Annotated in this window: 19 protein-coding genes; 13 read left to right on the forward strand and 6 right to left on the reverse strand. The window is 53.6% G+C overall.

Annotated features, from left to right (window positions below; translation table 11 throughout):
• Nucleotides 1–46: 46 nt before the first annotated feature.
• The 3 genes from dnaK to hrcA form a co-directional block, all read right to left on the reverse strand.
• Nucleotides 47–1897: a molecular chaperone DnaK gene (dnaK, locus tag KQI64_RS01845; protein WP_216523072.1), complete on the reverse strand. Its 1851-nt coding sequence runs from the start codon at nucleotides 1895–1897 to the stop codon at nucleotides 47–49.
• Between the two features lie 90 nt (nucleotides 1898–1987).
• On the reverse strand, nucleotides 1988–2539 hold the full coding sequence (grpE, locus tag KQI64_RS01850) for a nucleotide exchange factor GrpE (protein ID WP_216523073.1): 552 nt from the start codon (nucleotides 2537–2539) through the stop codon (nucleotides 1988–1990).
• Nucleotides 2540–2559: 20 nt separating this feature from the next.
• Nucleotides 2560–3594, reverse strand: a complete 1035-nt coding sequence (gene hrcA, locus KQI64_RS01855) for a heat-inducible transcriptional repressor HrcA (protein WP_216523074.1) — start codon at nucleotides 3592–3594, stop codon at nucleotides 2560–2562.
• A 263-nt stretch (nucleotides 3595–3857) separates the two neighbouring features.
• On the opposite strand from hrcA, the gene KQI64_RS01860 reads away from it, so the two are divergent.
• The 7 genes from KQI64_RS01860 (at nucleotide 3858) to KQI64_RS01890 (ending at nucleotide 6924) form a co-directional block, all read left to right on the forward strand.
• Complete coding sequence (locus KQI64_RS01860) at nucleotides 3858–4193, forward strand: hypothetical protein (RefSeq protein ID WP_216523075.1); 336 nt, start codon at nucleotides 3858–3860, stop codon at nucleotides 4191–4193.
• Between the two features lie 157 nt (nucleotides 4194–4350).
• Nucleotides 4351–4611 carry a 30S ribosomal protein S20 gene (gene rpsT, locus KQI64_RS01865; RefSeq protein WP_216523076.1) on the forward strand — a complete coding sequence of 87 codons (261 nt, stop codon included), beginning with the start codon at nucleotides 4351–4353 and terminating at the stop codon, nucleotides 4609–4611.
• Nucleotides 4612–4749: 138 nt separating this feature from the next.
• Nucleotides 4750–4899: a hypothetical protein gene (locus KQI64_RS01870; RefSeq protein ID WP_216523077.1), complete on the forward strand. Its 150-nt coding sequence runs from the start codon at nucleotides 4750–4752 to the stop codon at nucleotides 4897–4899.
• Between the two features lie 59 nt (nucleotides 4900–4958).
• Nucleotides 4959–5243 (forward strand): hypothetical protein, encoded by a 285-nt coding sequence (locus tag KQI64_RS01875; protein ID WP_216523078.1) that lies wholly within the window; start codon nucleotides 4959–4961, stop codon nucleotides 5241–5243.
• Between the two features lie 157 nt (nucleotides 5244–5400).
• Nucleotides 5401–6105 carry an MIP/aquaporin family protein gene (locus KQI64_RS01880; RefSeq protein WP_216523079.1) on the forward strand — a complete coding sequence of 235 codons (705 nt, stop codon included), beginning with the start codon at nucleotides 5401–5403 and terminating at the stop codon, nucleotides 6103–6105.
• A 115-nt stretch (nucleotides 6106–6220) separates the two neighbouring features.
• A complete protein-coding gene (locus KQI64_RS01885; RefSeq protein ID WP_216523080.1) occupies nucleotides 6221–6478 on the forward strand; it encodes a TIGR03905 family TSCPD domain-containing protein in 258 nt (85 codons plus the stop codon).
• A gap of 11 nt (nucleotides 6479–6489) precedes the next feature.
• Nucleotides 6490–6924 (forward strand): MarR family winged helix-turn-helix transcriptional regulator, encoded by a 435-nt coding sequence (locus KQI64_RS01890; protein WP_216523081.1) that lies wholly within the window; start codon nucleotides 6490–6492, stop codon nucleotides 6922–6924.
• A gap of 90 nt (nucleotides 6925–7014) precedes the next feature.
• On the opposite strand, the gene KQI64_RS01895 is transcribed toward KQI64_RS01890, so the two are convergent.
• From KQI64_RS01895 to KQI64_RS01905, 3 genes are all read right to left on the reverse strand, one after another.
• Entirely contained in the window at nucleotides 7015–9381 is a 2367-nt protein-coding gene (locus KQI64_RS01895; protein WP_216523082.1) for a glycogen/starch/alpha-glucan phosphorylase, read from the reverse strand.
• A gap of 2 nt (nucleotides 9382–9383) precedes the next feature.
• The gene (gene malQ / locus KQI64_RS01900; protein WP_216523083.1) at nucleotides 9384–10868 is read right to left on the reverse strand and encodes a 4-alpha-glucanotransferase; all 1485 of its coding nucleotides are present in this window, start codon (nucleotides 10866–10868) and stop codon (nucleotides 9384–9386) included.
• Between the two features lie 386 nt (nucleotides 10869–11254).
• Nucleotides 11255–12682, reverse strand: a complete 1428-nt coding sequence (locus KQI64_RS01905; RefSeq protein WP_216523084.1) for a hypothetical protein — start codon at nucleotides 12680–12682, stop codon at nucleotides 11255–11257.
• Nucleotides 12683–13010: 328 nt separating this feature from the next.
• Here KQI64_RS01905 and rsxC point away from each other — a divergent pair, with 328 nt between their 5' ends.
• From rsxC to KQI64_RS01935, 6 genes are read left to right on the forward strand one after another with little or no spacing between them, the layout of a single operon-like run.
• The gene (gene rsxC / locus KQI64_RS01910) at nucleotides 13011–14321 is read left to right on the forward strand and encodes an electron transport complex subunit RsxC (RefSeq protein WP_253289152.1); all 1311 of its coding nucleotides are present in this window, start codon (nucleotides 13011–13013) and stop codon (nucleotides 14319–14321) included.
• On the forward strand, nucleotides 14321–15256 hold the full coding sequence (locus KQI64_RS01915; protein WP_330622925.1) for an RnfABCDGE type electron transport complex subunit D: 936 nt from the start codon (nucleotides 14321–14323) through the stop codon (nucleotides 15254–15256). Before rsxC ends, KQI64_RS01915 begins: the two co-directional genes overlap by 1 nt.
• Nucleotides 15253–15768, forward strand: coding sequence for an FMN-binding protein (locus KQI64_RS01920; RefSeq protein WP_216523087.1), 516 nt, complete (start codon nucleotides 15253–15255; stop codon nucleotides 15766–15768). Before KQI64_RS01915 ends, KQI64_RS01920 begins: the two co-directional genes overlap by 4 nt.
• Nucleotides 15768–16451, forward strand: coding sequence for an electron transport complex subunit RsxE (gene rsxE, locus KQI64_RS01925; RefSeq protein WP_216523088.1), 684 nt, complete (start codon nucleotides 15768–15770; stop codon nucleotides 16449–16451). The genes KQI64_RS01920 and rsxE overlap by 1 nt, the downstream gene beginning before the upstream one ends.
• A complete protein-coding gene (locus tag KQI64_RS01930; RefSeq protein ID WP_216523089.1) occupies nucleotides 16444–17034 on the forward strand; it encodes an electron transport complex protein RnfA in 591 nt (196 codons plus the stop codon). The genes rsxE and KQI64_RS01930 overlap by 8 nt, the downstream gene beginning before the upstream one ends.
• A gap of 12 nt (nucleotides 17035–17046) precedes the next feature.
• Nucleotides 17047–17874, forward strand: a complete 828-nt coding sequence (locus KQI64_RS01935) for an RnfABCDGE type electron transport complex subunit B (protein WP_216523090.1) — start codon at nucleotides 17047–17049, stop codon at nucleotides 17872–17874.

Raw genomic sequence — 17874 nt, forward strand, 5'->3', positions numbered from 1 at the left:
TCATCAAACCTTTCCCGCAAAACGTGAATTAATGTTTTATTTATTCTCAGTTATTGTCAACGTCGGTGAAATCAGCGTCGTATACGTTGGGGTCGCCGCCGTTGTTGCCCTGCTGAGCGCCGCCCATGTCGGGAGCGCCCTGAGCCGGGTTGCCCTGCTGAGGAGCTGCCTGCTGATAGAGCTTCGCGGAAACCTCGTAGAGGGACTTCTGCAGATCCTCCTTTGCGGAGTTGATCAGCGAGATGTCGTTCTTCACGATAGCATCCTTGACAGCCTGAACCTTGGTGGTGATTGTGTTCTTGTCGTCTGAGGCGAGCTTGTCGCCGTTCTCGTTGACAAGCTTCTCAGCCTGATATGCGAGGTTCTCAGCCTCGTTCTTTGCGTCAACCTCCTCGCGGCGCTTCTTGTCCTCAGCCGCGTACTGCTCGGCGTCCTTGACAGCCTTGTCGATGTCCTCCTTGCTCATGTTGGTGGAGGAGGAAATTGTGATCTTCTGCTCCTTGCCGGTGCCGAGATCCTTAGCGGAAACGTTAACGATACCGTTAGCGTCGATGTCGAAGGTTACCTCGATCTGCGGAATGCCGCGCATTGCGGGAGCGATGCCTGTGAGAGCGAACAGACCGAGCTGCTTGTTGTCGCGTGCGAACTCGCGCTCACCCTGGAGAACGTTGATCTCAACCTGAGTCTGGTTGTCGGCAGCGGTGGAGAAGATCTGGCTCTTCTTTGTGGGGATAGTGGTGTTTCTGTCGATGATCTTGGTCATTACGCCGCCCATGGTCTCAACGCCGAGGGAAAGCGGAGTAACGTCGAGGAGAAGAAGTCCGTCGACCTCGCCGCCGAGAACGCCTGCCTGGATAGCCGCGCCGATTGCAACGCACTCGTCGGGGTTGATGCCCTTGAAGGGTTCCTTGCCGATGAGCTTCTGAACAGCCTCCTGAACGGCGGGGATTCTCGAAGAACCGCCGACCATGAGAACCTTGTCGATCTGACCGATCTGCAGACCTGAGTCTGAGAGAGCGGAACGAACGGGACCCATTGTAGCCTCTACGAGGTCAGAGGTCAGCTCGTTGAACTTAGCTCTGGTGAGAGTGAGGTCGAGGTGCTTGGGACCTGTCTGGTCAGCAGTGATGAAGGGCAGGTTGATCGAGGAGGTGGTTACGCCCGAAAGCTCGATCTTAGCCTTCTCAGCAGCCTCCTTGAGACGCTGCATAGCCATTTTATCAGATGAAAGGTCGATGCCTGTTTCTGTCTTGAAGGAAGCTACCATCCAGTCGATAATGCGCTTGTCGAAGTCGTCGCCGCCGAGACGGTTGTTACCCGCTGTAGCGAGAACCTCCTGTACGCCGTCGCCCATTTCGATGATACTTACGTCGAAGGTGCCGCCGCCGAGGTCGTATACCATGACCTTCTGGTCGTTCTCCTTGTCAACGCCGTAGGAAAGAGCAGCCGCTGTAGGCTCGTTGATGATTCTCTTTACGTCAAGACCCGCGATCTTGCCGGCATCCTTTGTAGCCTGACGCTGAGCGTCGGTGAAGTATGCGGGAACGGTGATGACAGCCTGAGTTACGGTCTCGCCGAGGTAAGCCTCAGCGTCAGCCTTGAGCTTCTGGAGAATCATAGCGGAAATCTCCTGGGGAGTGTAGCTCTTGCCGTCGATGGATACCTTGTAAGCGGAACCCATCTCTCTTTTGATAGAGGAAACGGTTCTGTCGGGGTTGGTGATAGCCTGGCGCTTAGCGACCTGACCTACCATTCTCTCGCCGTCCTTAGAGAAAGCTACGACTGAGGGAGTTGTTCTTGAGCCTTCCGCGTTGGCGATAACTACGGGCTCGCCGCCTTCGATTACCGCTACGCATGAGTTTGTTGTTCCTAAATCTATACCGATTGTCTTTGCCATAATTAATACCTCCGTTGGTTGTTATTAGTTTGTTAGTTGGTAGTGGGTAGTGGGTAGTTAGTAGTTGGTAGTTGAAAAAACTCTCAACTCTCAGTTAGCAACCTGTACCATTGCATGTCTTATGATTTTGTCGCCGATCTTGTAGCCCGTCTGGAACACGGCGGCGATGTGATTGGACTCTATATCTTCGCTGTCAACCATCGAAACCGCGTTGTGCAGGTTCGGATCAAATTCGTCGCCTGTTTCTCCGTAGCTCTCGATTTTGAGCTTTTCGAACGAGCGGTCGAGCTGACTCTTTATCAGCTCAACGCCCTTGATGATTTCGGGGTCGCTGTTTTTGAGGTTCTCAAGCGCCATTCTCACGCTGTCGGCAACGGGAAGAAGCTCCGTTACCGCCTTCGCCGTAGCGTCGTCGTAAATGCCGAGCTTTTCGTTGGCGGTGCGCTTGCGGTAGTTGTCGTACTCCGCCGCGAGCCTCATGTATTTGTCCTTCTGCGCGGCGACCTCCGACTCGAGCTGCTTGATTTTCTCGTCGCGCTCATCGGGAATGTCCTCCGCGTCAACCGCCTCGGCTTCAACCTCCTCGACGGTTTCCTCAGCCTCGAGCTCCTCGGGAGTCTCAGCCTTTTTCTTCTCTGACATTTTATTCATCTCCTTCAGGGTTAATCTGTCGTTTCAATAAGCTCCTCCATCAGCTCTCCCGCGCACTGTGCGACGCATTCGATTATCGCGATGTTCCTCGCGTAGTCGGTTCGCTGCGCCGTGATTATCGCGAGCACTCCCGACGGTGTGCCGTCGATGCTGTAGCGTGTCGAGAACACCGCGCTTTTACTTAGCTCCACGCGCCTGTTCTCTGTGCCGATGGTGACCGCCGTGTGCTGCGGTCTGCGGCCGAGCATTGCCGCAACGTCGCGCTCGTTTTGCAGAAAGTCGATAAACTCCCTGCTCACCGACGCCGACGCACCGTAGTTGAATATCAGTCTGCTCAGCTTGCTGTGCTTCACGCTTACCTTCGCCGCCTGCTGTGCCGCTTCCATTATCGCGATAAGCGCCGGCGGCATGAACAGCGACAGCTCGCCGAAGCGTACCGCTGCGGACTGAATGAACGGCTGTCCTATCACCCCGACCTCGATGCCCGCGAAAAGCTCGTTGAGCGACTTGTCGAACATTGTGATGATCTCGGGTGTGATAACGAACGCGCAGCGGAAAAGCCGCGTGCGGATAACGCCGTTGGAGCAGATGAGCACTGCCATTGCGGTATGTCTGCCCGTCTGCACAAAGCTGAGCTGCCTTACCCGGCAGTTGTCTGCGGCGGGTGTTGTGGCGAGCGCAACCGAGCCGGTCAGCTGTTCGGTGAGGTCTGCCGCTCCCTGCAAAATCGCTTCGGGAGAATCGGCAAGCTTGCCGAGCGCGTCGCGTATATAAGCCGCCGCGACCTGAGCTAATGGAGTTACGCGCATCACGTTGTCGACGTAGTAGCGGTACCCCAGAGCGGTGGGAACGCGTCCCGCCGAGGTGTGCGGCTGCGCAAGATAACCCTGAGCTGTGAGCTCAGCCATGTCGTTGCGCACGGTTGCCGAGGAAACCTTAAGCCCTGTTCCGCCGAGCAGCGCCTTTGAGCCTACAGGCTCGCCGCTTTGGATAAAGCTCTCGACGATCGCGGCGAGAATCGTTTCTTTTCTCGCGGCAGGGGTCATGTTTTTTCCTCCTTGTTTTTAGCGTTTAGCACTCTGGGTGGTTGAGTGCTAATTGACTTTATCATTACTATACCCCCAAAGTCAGAAAAAGTCAAGCATTTTTAAAAAATATTTTCCAATTTGCAAAAGTTTCACGCCCCGTTCACAATCCCACTTGATTTTAGGCGCGGTTTATTATACAATTAATTATAGTTAGTAGTTTCGGGTCGCTTTGCTCCGAGTTATGTTTTATCTATCTCCACACTCACCGAAAGGAGCCGCTTATGCCTTTTATTCAATATTTTTACGTATTTCTCTGGGCAGCGCTTGCCGTGCTCTGCTTCCTTATCGGGCGCAGACAAGGACTGACCGGCTATCTGCTCTCGCTTTTCTTTGCTTTCATGACGATATGGTACGGACTGAGGGCATTCGGCGGACTGCCTGTCTTTGACGGGATTTTGGGTCATGTGTTCAGAGGCGTGCTCATCGTCTTTCTTCTCGTTATCGTGTTCATCTGGTACCGCGGAAGAAAAGCCCGGCTCTCGTCGGAAAACAAGACCGTGCCTCACGCCGAGGACTGTCACTGCGAGCACTGCGAGGACGGACGAGAAGAAAACTGAACCACATATAGACGCAGTCCTGCTCCATGCCGCAATATCTTGTTGCGCATCAGACAAACTGCGAAAAACCATACTTTTTTTGAAAAAAAGCTTGATTTTTAGCCTATTGTATGCTACAATATCACTTGTATGACTGCTATTTTAAGGAGGTGGGACAATGCCCAACATTAAGTCAGCTAAAAAGCGCGTAAAGGTAATCGCTTCTAAGACAGCCCGCAACAAGGCTAACAAGTCCGCTCTCAGAACCGCTATCAAGAAGGCGTTCTATGCAATTGATACCAACGCGGACAACAAGCAGGAGGCAGTTCGTCTTGCTACAAAGAAAATCGACCAGGCAGTTGCCAAGGGAATTCTTCACAAGAACACTGCAGCCAGAAGCAAGTCAAATCTCGCGAAGCGCCTGAACGCTTCCGCGTAAGAGCAATCATGATACGATAAAGGCAGAGATTTTCCTCTGCTTTTTTTGTTTTTCTGTTGACTTTTTATAAAAAAATGTTTAGAATAGAAGTATACACAGCTTGATTGTAAATACTATCTATATTGGAGGTCAATAATTATGAAAAACAGAAGATTCTTGTGGATTATCGGCATCATCTCATTTGTTGCGGCAGCTTCCGCAGCTATCACAGCTTTCCTGATTGTCAAGGACAAGCAGAAGAAGGACGACGAAGAGCTGATGGAGTATCTCGACAACTCTATCGAATAATTGCAAAAACCAAAGGCGGTATCATTTGTACCGCCTTTTTATTTTTAGGAGGAATTTATATGATAGAGCTTGAACTTGAGCGCCTGCTCAAAAACGCCAAGGCTGACGGCGCGCTGAAATCCGCTCTTTTAAAAACGCGCGAAAGCGAAAACCCCGTTGAGGACTTCTGCGCGTTCTGTCAAAGCAAGGGCTATGACATTACCGCGGGCGAGCTGTTCACCGTCGGCATGACCGCGAGCGACGCGAAGCTGCGCAGCGTGAACGGCGGCGGAGTCAACGCTATCGACGGCTGGGACGACGCCTACGAGCAGTTTTTCGCCGAGCTGATTTGGACGCAGCGGTAATAATTGAAAAATACACTCCGATTTTTGATTACTACCAACCAAAAAAGCAACACCCTTTACTAATATTTTATACAAATCTTATTGCTTTTTCCGAATTTATGTGATATATTGTAATTGGCTTAAATTCATAGCAAATTATAAAAGGAGGAAAAAATCTATGAATTCGGTTAAAAAGTACATTGCTGAGTTCATCGGCACCATGGTGCTCGTTGTTCTCGGCTGCGGCACGGCGATGCTCGTCGGCTGCGACGCCAAAAACGGCGGCGGCTACATTCTGACTGCTCTCGCGTTCGGTCTTGTAATCGTCGGCATGGCTTACTGTGTCGGCAATATCTCGGGCTGTCACATCAACCCCGCGGTATCTCTCGGCGTACTGCTCTCAGGCGGAATGAGCGCCGTTGATTTCATCGCCTACATCATCTCCCAGTGCCTCGGCGCGTTTGCTGGCGCGGGCGTTTTGGCGGCAATCTTCGGTCTCGGCGGCGTAACCGACCAGACAGGCGGCTTCGGCTCCAACGGTCTCGCGGGCGTTAACGGCAGCGCAGTTGCGGGTCTTATCGTTGAGTGCTTCCTGACCTTCGTATTCGTTCTCACCATTCTCGGCGTCACCTCGAAGAAGGCAGGCCACGGCAGCTTTGGCGGTCTCATCATCGGTCTTACCCTCACCCTCGTTCACATTCTCGGCATCGGTCTGACAGGCACCTCTGTCAACCCCGCGCGCAGCTTCGGCCCCGCGCTCGTTGCCATGATGAACGGAAACGCGGAGCCCATGGGCGCTCTGTGGGTATTCATCGTAGGTCCCTTCGTAGGCGCGGCTCTCGCTGCAGGCGTTTACAGGTTCCTCGAGGGCAAGAAGGATTGATAATCCGGATTTTTGAATTTTTGAGAGGTCGGTTTCCGGCCTCTCTTTTTTTATATTGACAAAAAGTGTTTGATTGCGTATAATTAAATTGTATTCAATTAAAAGGAGTGTTTTTATGCATTACACGTATCATCCGCGCGGAGTTTGTCCGCTCGAAATCAATTTCAATATCAACAACGGCGTCGTCACGGATATCCGCTTCACCGGCGGCTGCAACGGCAACCTCAAGGCGATCTCCAAGCTCGTCAACGGCTGGACAGCCGAGCAGATAGATGAGAAGCTCAGAGGAAACACCTGCGGCAGACGTCCGACCTCCTGTGCCGACCAACTCGCGAGAGCTGTCCGCGAAGCGAGCCTTGCCGAAAAAAGCTGACGGAGCGCTGTATGGACAATACTGAATACGACGCGCTCAGGCTTGAAAACCAGGTCTGCTTTCCGCTTTACGCAGCCGCGCGTGAGGTGACGAAGCTCTACAGACCTCACCTCGACGCGCTCAACCTTACATACACTCAGTACATCACGATGATGGTGCTCTGGGAGGAAAACTCGTGCAGCGCAAAGCTCCTCGGCGAGAAGCTGTACCTCGACTCCGGCACGCTCACACCCGTGATCAAAAGCCTTGAACAGAAGGGCTTTGTCAAACGCTCGCGTTCAAGCGCGGACGAGAGAGTTCTTATGGTCGGTCTGACGGACAAGGGTGCTCAATTGCGCGAGGAAGCGAAATCTATCCCGCAGAGAATGGCGGCGTGCACCAAGCTCACCCCCGAGGAAGCTCAGACGCTCTACAAGCTTTTGTATAAGGTTTTGGGAGAGAGCTAAAACCGACTACCAACTACCAACTACTCAACTTCCAACTACCAACTAAAAAATATCGGGCAGTCCAACCGGACTGCCCGTATTTTTTACATATTATTTCTTATATGAGGTGTGCCAGATTTCCTTCGCGTACTCGAGGATCGAGCGGTCGGAGGAGAACTTGCCTGCGTTCGCGACATTGAGAAGGCACTTCTTGCCGAATTCCTTTCTGTCGGCGTAATCGGCGTTAGCCTTGATCTTCGCGTCAACATAGAGCGGCAGATCGTAGAGCAGGAAGTAGTGGTCAGCTACCTGCCATGAGGTACCAACGAGCAGAGCGTCGTGGAGCTCCTTGAAGCTGCCCTCGCCCTGAGCGCCGTCGTCATCGAAGGTGCCGTCGATAAGGGTGTCGATAACCTTCTTTGTCTCGGGATTTGTATCGTAGAGAACTCTGGGGTTGTAGCCCTCAGCCTTGAGACGCTCGATATCCTCGACTCTCGCGCCGAAGATGTACTCGTTCTCAACACCCGCGCACTCGGCGATCTCAATGTTCGCGCCGTCCCATGTACCGAGGGTAACAGCGCCGTTGAGCATGAACTTCATGTTGCCGGTACCGGAAGCCTCGAGGCCCGCGGTAGAGGTCTGCTCGGAGATATCAGCCGCAACAACGATCTTCTCAGCGTAAGATACGTTGTAGTTGGAGATGAAGTAAACCTGGAGCTTGTCCTTGGTGTCGGGATCGTTGTTTACGAGGTTGGCGATCTCGGTGATGTACTTGATGATAGCCTTGGCTCTCGCGTAACCGGGAGCAGCCTTTGCGCCGAAGATGAAGGTGGTAGGAGTCCAGTTGGGCAGCTTGCCTTCCTTGATGCGGAAGTAGATAGTCATGATCGAGAAGGCGTTGAGGAGCTGTCTCTTGTACTCGTGGAGTCTCTTTACCTGTACGTCGAAGATAGTGTCGGGATTTACATCATAGCCGTCCATCTTCTTGATGTACGCGGCGAGCTGTTCCTTCTTCTTGTGCTTGATCTCGTTGAACTTGTTGATAGTTCTCGCGTCGCAGCAGTCGTTGAGCACTGCGAGCTTGGAAAGATCGGTGAGCCACTCGTCGGAGCCGACCTTCTTGGTGATGAGCTCACTGAGCTCTGGGTTGCACAGACCGAGCCAGCGGCGCTGTGTGATACCGTTTGTCTTGTTGAGGAAACGCTCGGGATAAACCTCGTACCACTCCTTGAGAAGATCTCTCTTGAGGATCTCGGTGTGGAGCTGTGCTACGCCGTTTACATAGGTGCCGGCATAGGTAGCGAGTCTTGCCATATGTACGACGTTGCCGTCGATGATGCGCATCTTAGCCTTCTTGTCCTCGGAAACGCCCTTAGCGGTGAGCTCCTCCTGGCACTTGTTGGCGATAAGCGCGATGATGTCGTAAATTACGGGGATAACCTGGTTCATCAGGTCTGCCGGCCACTTCTCGAGAGCCTCGCCGAGAACGGTGTGGTTGGTGTAGGAGCAGGTCTTTCTCGCGATCTCGAAAGCCTCGTCAAAGGTCATGCCCTCGTTCTGGAGAAGTCTTACGAGCTCGGGAACGCAGGATACGGGGTGTGTATCGTTGAGCTGGATAGCGTTCTCCTGAGCGAAGAAGCTGAAATCGTTGCCGTGCTTAGCCTTGTAGCGGCGGATGATATCCTGGAGTGAAGCGGAGCAGAAGAAATACTGCTGCTTGAGTCTGAGAACCTTGCCCTCGTACTTGTTGTCGTTGGGATAGAGAACCTTGGAGATATTCTCAGCGTCATTCTTCTCCTTAACGGCGAGGTCATAAGCGGTGTTGTTGAACGCGCTGAAGTCGAAGTCGTTGATAGCCTCAGCCTGCCAGAGACGGAGTGTGTTGATGTTGTTGGTCTTGCAGCCGATAACAGCCATATCGTAGGGAACAGCCTTTACCTTCTGATCCTTGAAGGCAACGATTACTGTCTCGTCCTCACGGCGGATGCACCAGGGATCCTCAAAGCGCTGCCAGTTGTCGGCGACCTCTACCTGATAGCCGTCCTGAATAAGCTGCTTGAAAAGACCGTACTTATAGCGGATGCCGTAACCGTCGAGGGGTACCTCCTGGGTAGCGGCTGAATCAAGGTAACACGCTGCAAGTCTGCCCAGACCGCCGTTGCCGAGAGCCGCGTCGTCGATATCCTCGAATACGTTGATATCGATGCCCTTCTTGGCGAGGAGCTTCTTGACCTCGTCGAGAATTCCGAGGCAGTAGAGGTTGTTGTACATCATTCTGCCCATCAGGAACTCCGCGGACATATAGTAAGCGCGTCTTTCACTGTCGTGTTTTGCCTTGCTTTTTGCCCAGTTGGGAGCGATTTCGCCCATTACCGCCTTGCCGAGAGCAAGGTGAAGCTCGGAAGCTGAAAGCTCCTCAATCTTCTTGCAGTACATTGACTGAGCGGTAAGCTCGAGCTTTTCCATGATTTTTGACATTATTAATCCTCCAATCGTCCGCAATTAACAGACATTGTTTTTAATTTTTCCGCCAATTCCTTAGTGAGAGCTTCCTGCGTAACTCTCCAAGTCCAGTTGTCGCCGAGAACCGACGGTGTATTCATCCTCGCTTCCTTGCCGAGTCCGAGCAGATCCTGCATAGGTACGATCGCCATGTCAGCCTTGCTTTCATAGGCGGTGCGGATCAAGCCCCAGTTAAACGGCTCGTCAGGAGGCATTTTGCAATATTCTCTCGCGTATTTAACATCCTTGGGGTCGGCGGTCTCGAGCCAGCCCATGAGGGTGTCGTTGTCGTGAGTACCTGTATATACGACGCAGTTGTTGGTGTACTTGTGAGGCAGATAGTCGTTCTCCTCGCCGCTGTCAAACGCAAACTCGAGAACCTTCATGCCGGGATAGCCGGTCTGCTCCATGAGCTCGGTAACGTCGGGAGTGAGAGTGCCGAGATCCTCGGCTACGATTTCGAACTTGCCGACAGCCTCCTCCATCATCTGGAAGAACTTGATTCTCGGTCCCACTACCCACTCGCCGTTGATAGCGTTCTCGGCGGGATACGGGATCGAATAGTAGCTCGCGAAGGCGCGGAAGTGGTCGATACGGGTGATGTCGTAGAGCTTTGAAGCCGCCTTTACGCGCTCAAACCACCACTCGTAACCGGTCTGCTCGAGGTAATCCCAGTCGTAGAGCGGGTTGCCCCAGAGCTGTCCTGTTGCAGAGAAGTAATCCGGCGGGCAGCCTGCCACAGCGATCGGGTCGCCGTCGTCATAGAGCTGGAAGATTTCGGGATTTGCCCAGGTGTCGGCGCTGTCCATTGCAACGTAAATCGGCATATCGCCCATGATCTTGATGCCGAGGCCGTTTACATAGGCGCGGAAGCTCTCCCACTGCTCGTAGAACTTGAACTGAACGAACTTCCAGAAGGAAACGTCCTTTCTGAGCTTGCGCTCATAGCGCTTTACCGCGTCGGGATCGCGCATCTTGATGTCCTCGGGCCACTCTACCCAGGACTTCATGTCAAAGCTGTTCTTGACCGCCATATACAGCGCGTAGTTCTTGAGCCACTTGCTGTTCTTGCGGGTGAACACGCGGAACTTCTTCTGATCCTTTTTTCTGAAATTCTCGTAAGCGATTCTCAGAACCTCGTATCTGTTGTTGTAGATCTTCTCGTAGTCAACGTGCTGAGGATCGCTGCCCCAGTCGCGGCTGTCGAGATCTTCCTTGGCGACAAGACCCTCCTCGACCAGAGTGTCGAGATCGATAAGGTACGGGTTGCCTGCATAGGTAGAGAATGACTGATACGGCGAGTCGCCGTAGCTTGTCGGGCCAACGGGGAGAATCTGCCAGATCGTCTGACCTGCCTCCTTGAGGTAATCCGCGAATTTGCGGGCCTCTTTGCCGATGGTGCCGATTCCGTAGGGGGAAGGAAGCGAAGTGATGGATAATAATACGCCTGCGCTTCTTGCCATAAATTATCAACTCCATTCTGACGGATAATTAAAAATTTTCTATGTCCTCGCCGATTTCCTCGTTTAGGCACACGGGCACATAGCTTCAAGCTTATTTTATCACAAAAAGTGTGCCTTTTCAAGTATTTTGGGAGTCATTCATCAACTTTTTTTGTAAATGTTAGCGAATCAAGCCGCTGATAACGCGCACCGATTTGGTAAGTCTGTGCACCGGTGGGTGCTTTCTCCGCCTTTTTAAAGGTTCATAACTGCTTAAAAGTTCATCAACGGCGGGTCAGGCGTTCTGCTTTCGGCAGGCGCAGCTGTCTCTGTCATGCTTTTGCGGTAAAAAAACGGGGCAGAAAAGCGTTTGCCTTTCTGTCCCGAAGGAATATTAATTCAGATTATTACTTAGAGTACTTTCTTCTGTAGAAGTAGACAGCTCCGACTCCTGCAACGAGAGTGAGCAATACGGCGATCGCGGGGAATGCCTCTCCTGTCTTTACAGTACCGTTAGCCTGGGACTTTGTAGCCTCAGACTTGGTCGCCTCGTCCTTAGTAGCGGCGGTTGTTGGCTGTACGGTTGTGGGAGCAACGGTAGTCGCCTCAACAGTGGTAGGCTCAACGGTTGTAGGCTCAGCTGTGGTGGGCTCAGCTGTTGTCGGCTCAACGATGGGCTCTGCGCCGTTGATTGCGGGGATAGTGTAGGAATAAATTATGGGCTCGACCTCGCCTGTCTCCTTGGACTTGGCGTTGATCAATACTGTGACTGTTCTCTCAACAGGTGAGGGAGCTGCGGTAAGAGTCCATGTATTCTGCTTCTCGCCTCTTACGGGGAGATCGCCTGCGTTGAATACGGTATTGTCGGCTGTTACACCGGCGGGAAGTACGAGAGACATCTCAACGTCGCTGAGCTGAACGGTGCCGCTGTTGCTGACGTAAGAGGTGAGTCTGACGGGATTGTAGCTGTTGCCGTCCTCAGAGATGGTGAAGCTGCCGTCGATCTTGGTCGCGCCGAGCTTGAGCTCGCTACCTTCACTGACGTCGATATAGCCGAGACCGTAGTAGGTCGTGAGTACACGGGTTTCGCCGGGTGCAAGCTCGCGCTCGAGCCAGATAACGTTTACCGCGCTGTCGCCGATTTCCTCCGACGTATCGATCTCGGGAACAAGCGGATATCTTGAGTCGCCGAAGTTTCTGAACTGCACAACGTCGGGCTTGCCCGCGCCTGTAGCGAAGGTGCCTGTGCCGATCGTCTTGGGGCTCTGGAGGCTGTCGAACGCCTGGAAGGACGCAGGAATGTTGTCGCCCTCAAACTGGGTCTTTGTGCTGATCGCGCCTACGCCCGCAACACGGAAGGGTGCATGGTCGTTGCCCTCGACCATGGTGTCGAGGAAAAACTTGCCGCCGACGTTCTTTGTTGTGTCGGTGTTGTTTGTGAGTGTGAGTGAAAACTCGGCGGTATCCAGCGCGCCGTTGGTGTTGTTGCCGATAATGCGGATCGTTCTTACAACATCGATGCCGTAAACCATTGTTGTGCCGGTGAGCGTTAGGTTCTGGGTATCGACAACGTCGTTAGTAAATGTCGGAATGGTCATGCTTTCGTTTACACTGACATACGGACGCGAGGTAGCGTCGGCTGTGTCGCCGTATCTGTTTATGAACGAGAACAGGAGGTTGCCGCCTTTTGTGCTGAACATATCCATTCTGTCATCGCTTGTTCTGATAATAAGGTTTTCATTCTCAACTCTCGCCGCGGAAACGCTGATAACGGCAGTTGCCGCGAGAACCGCCGCAGCGCCTAAAGCCGCGACTTTTTTCATTATCTTTCTCATGATAAAATAATCTCCTTTCAAAATCCATGCGGATTTTCCAGGATAAATATATCATCAATCTCCACTAAAGTCAATACTTCCCTGAGCGAACAAAGTATTTTTGGATTTTTGTCTATCCATTATTTTTTGCGTTTTTTCGAATTGTGCACCATGCACAACGATACAAAATAGTTTTCATTGAATACCTACAAAATAAAATGCCTGTACTTTTTGTGAAACTTTGATAAATTCAAATCTGTTTTTCTGACAAAAATCACATATACAAAGTCCATTTAAAATGGTATAATAATTGTATATGCGCTTAAATACCCATATGAGGAGGAAATATATGAAACTACACGGTATTCATGTGCCGCACCGCAAGAACACGGCGCAGCTGCCGCCGGTGCGTATCGCGCCGCCAAAGACCGTGGTTATTCCTATGTCGATGCACATAGGCAGACCCGCGAAGCCCGTCGTCAAGCGCGGCGACGAGGTAAAGGTCGGCACGCTTATCGCTCAGGCGGACGGATATATCTCCGCGCCTATCCACTCGAGCGTCTCGGGCAAGGTGCAGAAGATAGACGAGATCACAATAATGAACGGCTCCAAGGTGCCCTGTATCCTTATCGACAGCGACGGACTGCAGACTCCCGACGAGAACATCACTCCACCGGAGGTTCACGACCTCGACAGCTTCATCGACGCGGTGAAGAACAGCGGCTCCGTCGGACTCGGCGGCGCGGGCTTCCCGACGTTCGTGAAATTCGTCACAAAGGATCTCTCGGTTTTCAAGTACGTCATCATCAACGCCGCGGAGTGCGAGCCGTACATCACCTCGGACACGCGGACGATGCTCGACCGCACGGACTCGATAAAAAAAGGAATTGAGGCTCTGAAAAAGTACCTCGGCGTAAAAACCTTCATCATCGGCATTGAGGACAACAAGCCCGAAGCCATCGCGAAAATGAAGGAGCTTGCCGCAAATACTGACGGAGTGAGCGTGAAGGTTCTGCCTGCGATGTACCCTCAAGGCGGCGAGAAGGTGTTGATCTACAACTGCACCGGAAAAATCGTTCCCAAGGGCGGCTTGCCGCTTGACGTCGGCGCTATTGTTATCAACGTCACGACTCTCGCGTTCATCGCGGAATACCTCGAGACGGGCATGCCGCTCGTTGAAAAGTGCGTGACCGTCGACGGAAGCGCGGTAAAGGAGCCGAAGAACGTGATAGCCCCGATAGGCACGACATTCGCCGATCTGCTCGAGGCAGCAGGCGGCTGCAAGGAAGATCCCGCAAAGCTCCTCTACGGCGGTCCGATGATGGGCATAACCGCTCCGTCAGCCGACAGCCCGATCATGAAAAACACAAACGCGGTCATCGCTATGGGCAAAAAGGAAGCCAAGCCGCCGAGAACTACGGCGTGCATCAACTGCGGCTCGTGCATCAACCACTGTCCGCTCAGGCTCGACCCGCGCGAGATTGCTCTCGCCTACAAGACTAACGACGCCGAAGCGCTCGAAAAGCTCTGCGTCGACCTCTGCATGGAGTGCGGCTGCTGCTCGTACATCTGCCCGGCGCACAGACCGCTGGTACAGACGAACAAGCTCTCGAAGCTCGTGCTCAGACAGTATCAGAACAGCAAAAAGGAGGGCAAATGATGAACAAGCTGATCTCAACCGTTTCGCCCCACTTTCACACAAGCCGCAGCACTCAGATGATAATGCTCGACGTTATCATCGCGCTCGCTCCCGCGGAAATCGCCGCCGCGATCATCTTCGGCTGGCGCGCTCTGCTCATCGTCGCGGTATGCGCAGGCACCTGCGTGCTCTCGGAGTTCCTCTTTGAGAAGCTCTGCAAAAAGGAAAACACGATCTCTGACCTCTCGGCGGTCGTTACGGGAATGCTGCTCGCTTTCAATCTGCCGGTTACTATCCCGATATGGCAGGCTATGCTCGGAAGCGTTATCGCGATCATCGTAGTCAAGCAGCTGTTCGGCGGCATAGGACAGAACTTCGCGAACCCCGCTATCACCGCCAGAATAATCATGCTCGTCGCGTTCTCGGGAGATATGACAAAGTGGATCGCTCCCGGCGGCTTCTTTACCGACGTCAACGCCTCGACAAGCGCGACTCCTCTTGTCGCAATGACTAACAGCACGGATATGCCGTCCTACCTCGACCTCTTTCTCGGCAACTGCGGCGGCTCCCTCGGCGAGACCTGCTCGCTGGCGCTTATCCTCGGCGGCGGCTACCTGCTCGTCCGCCGCGTAATAAGCTGGCACACGCCCGTTGCGTTTATCGGCACCGTCGCACTGATGTCGCTCGTCTGCGGCAAGGACGTTCTCGGTCAGGTGCTCTCGGGCGGTCTGCTGCTCGGCGCTTTATTCATGGCTACCGACTACGCCACCACTCCCAACACTAAATGGGGCAAGATAATCTTCGGCGTGGGCTGCGGTCTTATCACGATACTTATCCGCTTCTGGGGCAACTACCCCGAGGGCGTGAGCTACTCGATACTCCTTATGAATATCCTCACCCCGTACATCTCAAAGCTGACGCGGTCAAAGCCGCTTGTGGGAGGTGTTGAGGAATGAAGGACATAATCAAACCCATCGCGGTGCTCGGTGCGATCTGCCTTGTTGTCACCGCACTGCTCGCCTACATCAACTCAGTCACCTCGCCGATCATTCTCGCCGCCGAACAGAAGGCTGCCGAGGAAGCAAGGCTCGAGGTCATGCCCGAGGCGACAAGCTTTGAGAAAATCGACTCTGAGCTTCCCGAGGGAGTTACGGAAGCCTACCTCGCCGACAACGGCGGCTATGTATTCATGCTCACCACAAAGGGCTACGGCGGCGACATCAAGCTCAGCTGCGGCATTATCGACGGCAAGCTCACTAAAATCAAAACCCTCTCGCACAATGAGACGAGCGGAATAGGCTCAAAGGTCGTCGCAAGCAATTACGGCGATAATTATATAGGAAAAAGCGAGGACGATTACTCGGACGTCGACTCGATAACCGGCGCGACTATCTCCTCAAAGGCTTACAAAAAGGCGATCGGCAACGCGTTTGCCGCTTACGATGAACTGACGAAGGAGGCGAAGTGATGAACACCCTGCAAAATTTCTCTAAGGGTCTTGTCAAAGAGAACCCCGTTCTCGTTCTCGTTCTCGGCACCTGCCCCACTCTCGCCACCTCGACGAGCATTTCAAACGCGCTCGGCATGGGCTTGGCGGCTACCGTCGTTCTGCTCTGCTCGAACATTGTCATTTCCGCCCTGCGCAAGGTCATTCCCGACAAGGTGCGCATTCCCTGCTACATCGTGCTTATCGCGGGCTTCGTGACAATGGTCCAGATGCTCGTCAAGGCGTTCGCTCCGGCACTCGACGCGGCTCTCGGAATTTATCTGCCGCTGATCGTCGTCAACTGCATTATCCTCGGACGCGCCGAGATGTTCGCTAACAAAAACAAGGTATTCGACTCGGCTGTCGACGCTCTCGGAATGGGCGCGGGCTTTACCCTCGCGCTGAGCCTTATGGCGCTTATCCGCGAGGTTTTCGGCAACGGAACCTTCTTCGGTCTGCCTATCCCCGTGCTTTATGACAACCACATTTCCATTCTCACAATGGCTCCCGGCGGCTTCTTCGTTTTCGGTCTGCTCATAGCGGCGGTCAACAAGTTCTCCGCAAACAAGCCCAAGAAACAGGAATTCGGCTGCGCGGGCTGTCCGTCGGCTGAGGTCTGCTCGCACTCCTGCGCAAAGAGAGAGGAGGCTGCGGCTAATGACTAAGCTCATCATTATCCTGCTCTCGGCGGTATTTATCAACAACTACGTGCTCTCGCGCTTCCTCGGTATCTGTCCGTTCCTCGGCGTATCAAAGAAGCTCGACTCCGCAACGGGAATGAGCCTCGCGGTCATCTTCGTAATGCTCATGGCTACCGCCGCTACGTATCCGATACAGATGTATCTGCTCAACCCGAACGGTCTGGGCTATTTGCAGACGATAGTATTCATTCTCGTCATCGCGGCTCTCGTACAGCTCGTCGAGATCGTACTAAAGCGTTACATTCCGTCGCTGCACAAGTCGCTCGGCGTTTACCTGCCGCTTATCACCACCAACTGCGCGGTGCTCGGCGTTACTATCCTCAATATCGACGAGGGCTACACCTTCCTTGAGGCGATGGTAAACTCGCTCGGAAGCGGTCTGGGATTCTTCCTCGCGATGGTCATGTTCTCGGGCGTGCGCTCGGTGCTCGAAAAATCCGACGTGCCCAAGAGCTTCAAGGGTCTGCCGATAACGCTGGTCGCGGCGGCGATAACCTCGCTGTCCTTCCTCGGCTTCGGCGGCGTTATTGAAAATCTGTTCGCGTAAGGAGGTAATTACATGGAAGCGATTCTCACGGCGGTCATACCCGTCGTAATCATCGGCGTGATCTGCGCCGCGGTGCTCGTTATCGCCGCAAAGGTCATGGCGGTCAAGGAGGACGAGAGGTTCCCCGCGATCAGGGAATGCCTGCCCGGCGCGAACTGCGGAGCCTGCGGCTTTGCCGGCTGCGACGGCTACGCCAAGGCTCTCTGTGAAAACCCCGACACTCCGGCTAACCTCTGTATTCCCGGCGCGGACGGAGTTTCAAGACAGCTCAGCGAGATACTCGGCGTTGAATTCGCCGACGTAGTCGAGCAGGTAGCGGTCGTCCACTGCTCCGGCGACTGTGAGCACACTCAGGACAAGGTTGAATATCAGGGCATTGAAACCTGCGCCGCGGCAAAGCTTATGTACGGCGGCAAGGGCAGCTGCACCTACGGCTGTCTCGGCTTCGGCGACTGCGCTAAGGTCTGCCCGCACGATGCTATCTGTATTGCGGACGGAGTCGCCCGCGTCAATACAAACGACTGCGTGGGCTGCGGACTCTGCGCGAAGGCTTGTCCGAACCGACTTATCTCTCTCGTCGCGGACGTTGAAAGGGTCGTTGTTATGTGCAGCAACAAGGACAAAGGCGCTGTCACAAGAAAGGTCTGCTCTAACGGCTGTATAGGCTGCAAAAAGTGCGAGAAGGTCTGTCCTCTCGGCGCGATAAAGGTCACCGACAACGTGGCGGTCATCGACTACGATAAGTGCGACAACTGCCCGGACTTCGCGGTCTGCGCGAGAAGCTGCACCACAGGGTGCATAATGACGGCTGACCTGAGCGGAGTTCACAGAGTCAAGTAA

Source organism: Lachnoclostridium sp. MSJ-17, from assembly GCF_018918205.1.
Lineage (GTDB): Bacteria > Bacillota > Clostridia > Oscillospirales > Acutalibacteraceae > Ruminococcoides.

What these genes read in the sequence shown, in the direction of transcription:
- dnaK (WP_216523072.1), bottom strand. Translation starts at nt 1,897, where the DNA reads ATGGCAAAGACAATCGGTATAGATTTAGGAACAACAAACTCATGCGTA.
- grpE (WP_216523073.1), bottom strand. Translation starts at nt 2,539, where the DNA reads ATGTCAGAGAAGAAAAAGGCTGAGACTCCCGAGGAGCTCGAGGCTGAG.
- hrcA (WP_216523074.1), bottom strand. Translation starts at nt 3,594, where the DNA reads ATGACCCCTGCCGCGAGAAAAGAAACGATTCTCGCCGCGATCGTCGAG.
- KQI64_RS01860 (WP_216523075.1), top strand. Translation starts at nt 3,858, where the DNA reads ATGCCTTTTATTCAATATTTTTACGTATTTCTCTGGGCAGCGCTTGCC.
- rpsT (WP_216523076.1), top strand. Translation starts at nt 4,351, where the DNA reads ATGCCCAACATTAAGTCAGCTAAAAAGCGCGTAAAGGTAATCGCTTCT.
- KQI64_RS01870 (WP_216523077.1), top strand. Translation starts at nt 4,750, where the DNA reads ATGAAAAACAGAAGATTCTTGTGGATTATCGGCATCATCTCATTTGTT.
- KQI64_RS01875 (WP_216523078.1), top strand. Translation starts at nt 4,959, where the DNA reads ATGATAGAGCTTGAACTTGAGCGCCTGCTCAAAAACGCCAAGGCTGAC.
- KQI64_RS01880 (WP_216523079.1), top strand. Translation starts at nt 5,401, where the DNA reads ATGAATTCGGTTAAAAAGTACATTGCTGAGTTCATCGGCACCATGGTG.
- KQI64_RS01885 (WP_216523080.1), top strand. Translation starts at nt 6,221, where the DNA reads ATGCATTACACGTATCATCCGCGCGGAGTTTGTCCGCTCGAAATCAAT.
- KQI64_RS01890 (WP_216523081.1), top strand. Translation starts at nt 6,490, where the DNA reads ATGGACAATACTGAATACGACGCGCTCAGGCTTGAAAACCAGGTCTGC.
- KQI64_RS01895 (WP_216523082.1), bottom strand. Translation starts at nt 9,381, where the DNA reads ATGTCAAAAATCATGGAAAAGCTCGAGCTTACCGCTCAGTCAATGTAC.
- malQ (WP_216523083.1), bottom strand. Translation starts at nt 10,868, where the DNA reads ATGGCAAGAAGCGCAGGCGTATTATTATCCATCACTTCGCTTCCTTCC.
- KQI64_RS01905 (WP_216523084.1), bottom strand. Translation starts at nt 12,682, where the DNA reads ATGAGAAAGATAATGAAAAAAGTCGCGGCTTTAGGCGCTGCGGCGGTT.
- rsxC (WP_253289152.1), top strand. Translation starts at nt 13,011, where the DNA reads ATGAAACTACACGGTATTCATGTGCCGCACCGCAAGAACACGGCGCAG.
- KQI64_RS01915 (WP_330622925.1), top strand. Translation starts at nt 14,321, where the DNA reads ATGAACAAGCTGATCTCAACCGTTTCGCCCCACTTTCACACAAGCCGC.
- KQI64_RS01920 (WP_216523087.1), top strand. Translation starts at nt 15,253, where the DNA reads ATGAAGGACATAATCAAACCCATCGCGGTGCTCGGTGCGATCTGCCTT.
- rsxE (WP_216523088.1), top strand. Translation starts at nt 15,768, where the DNA reads ATGAACACCCTGCAAAATTTCTCTAAGGGTCTTGTCAAAGAGAACCCC.
- KQI64_RS01930 (WP_216523089.1), top strand. Translation starts at nt 16,444, where the DNA reads ATGACTAAGCTCATCATTATCCTGCTCTCGGCGGTATTTATCAACAAC.
- KQI64_RS01935 (WP_216523090.1), top strand. Translation starts at nt 17,047, where the DNA reads ATGGAAGCGATTCTCACGGCGGTCATACCCGTCGTAATCATCGGCGTG.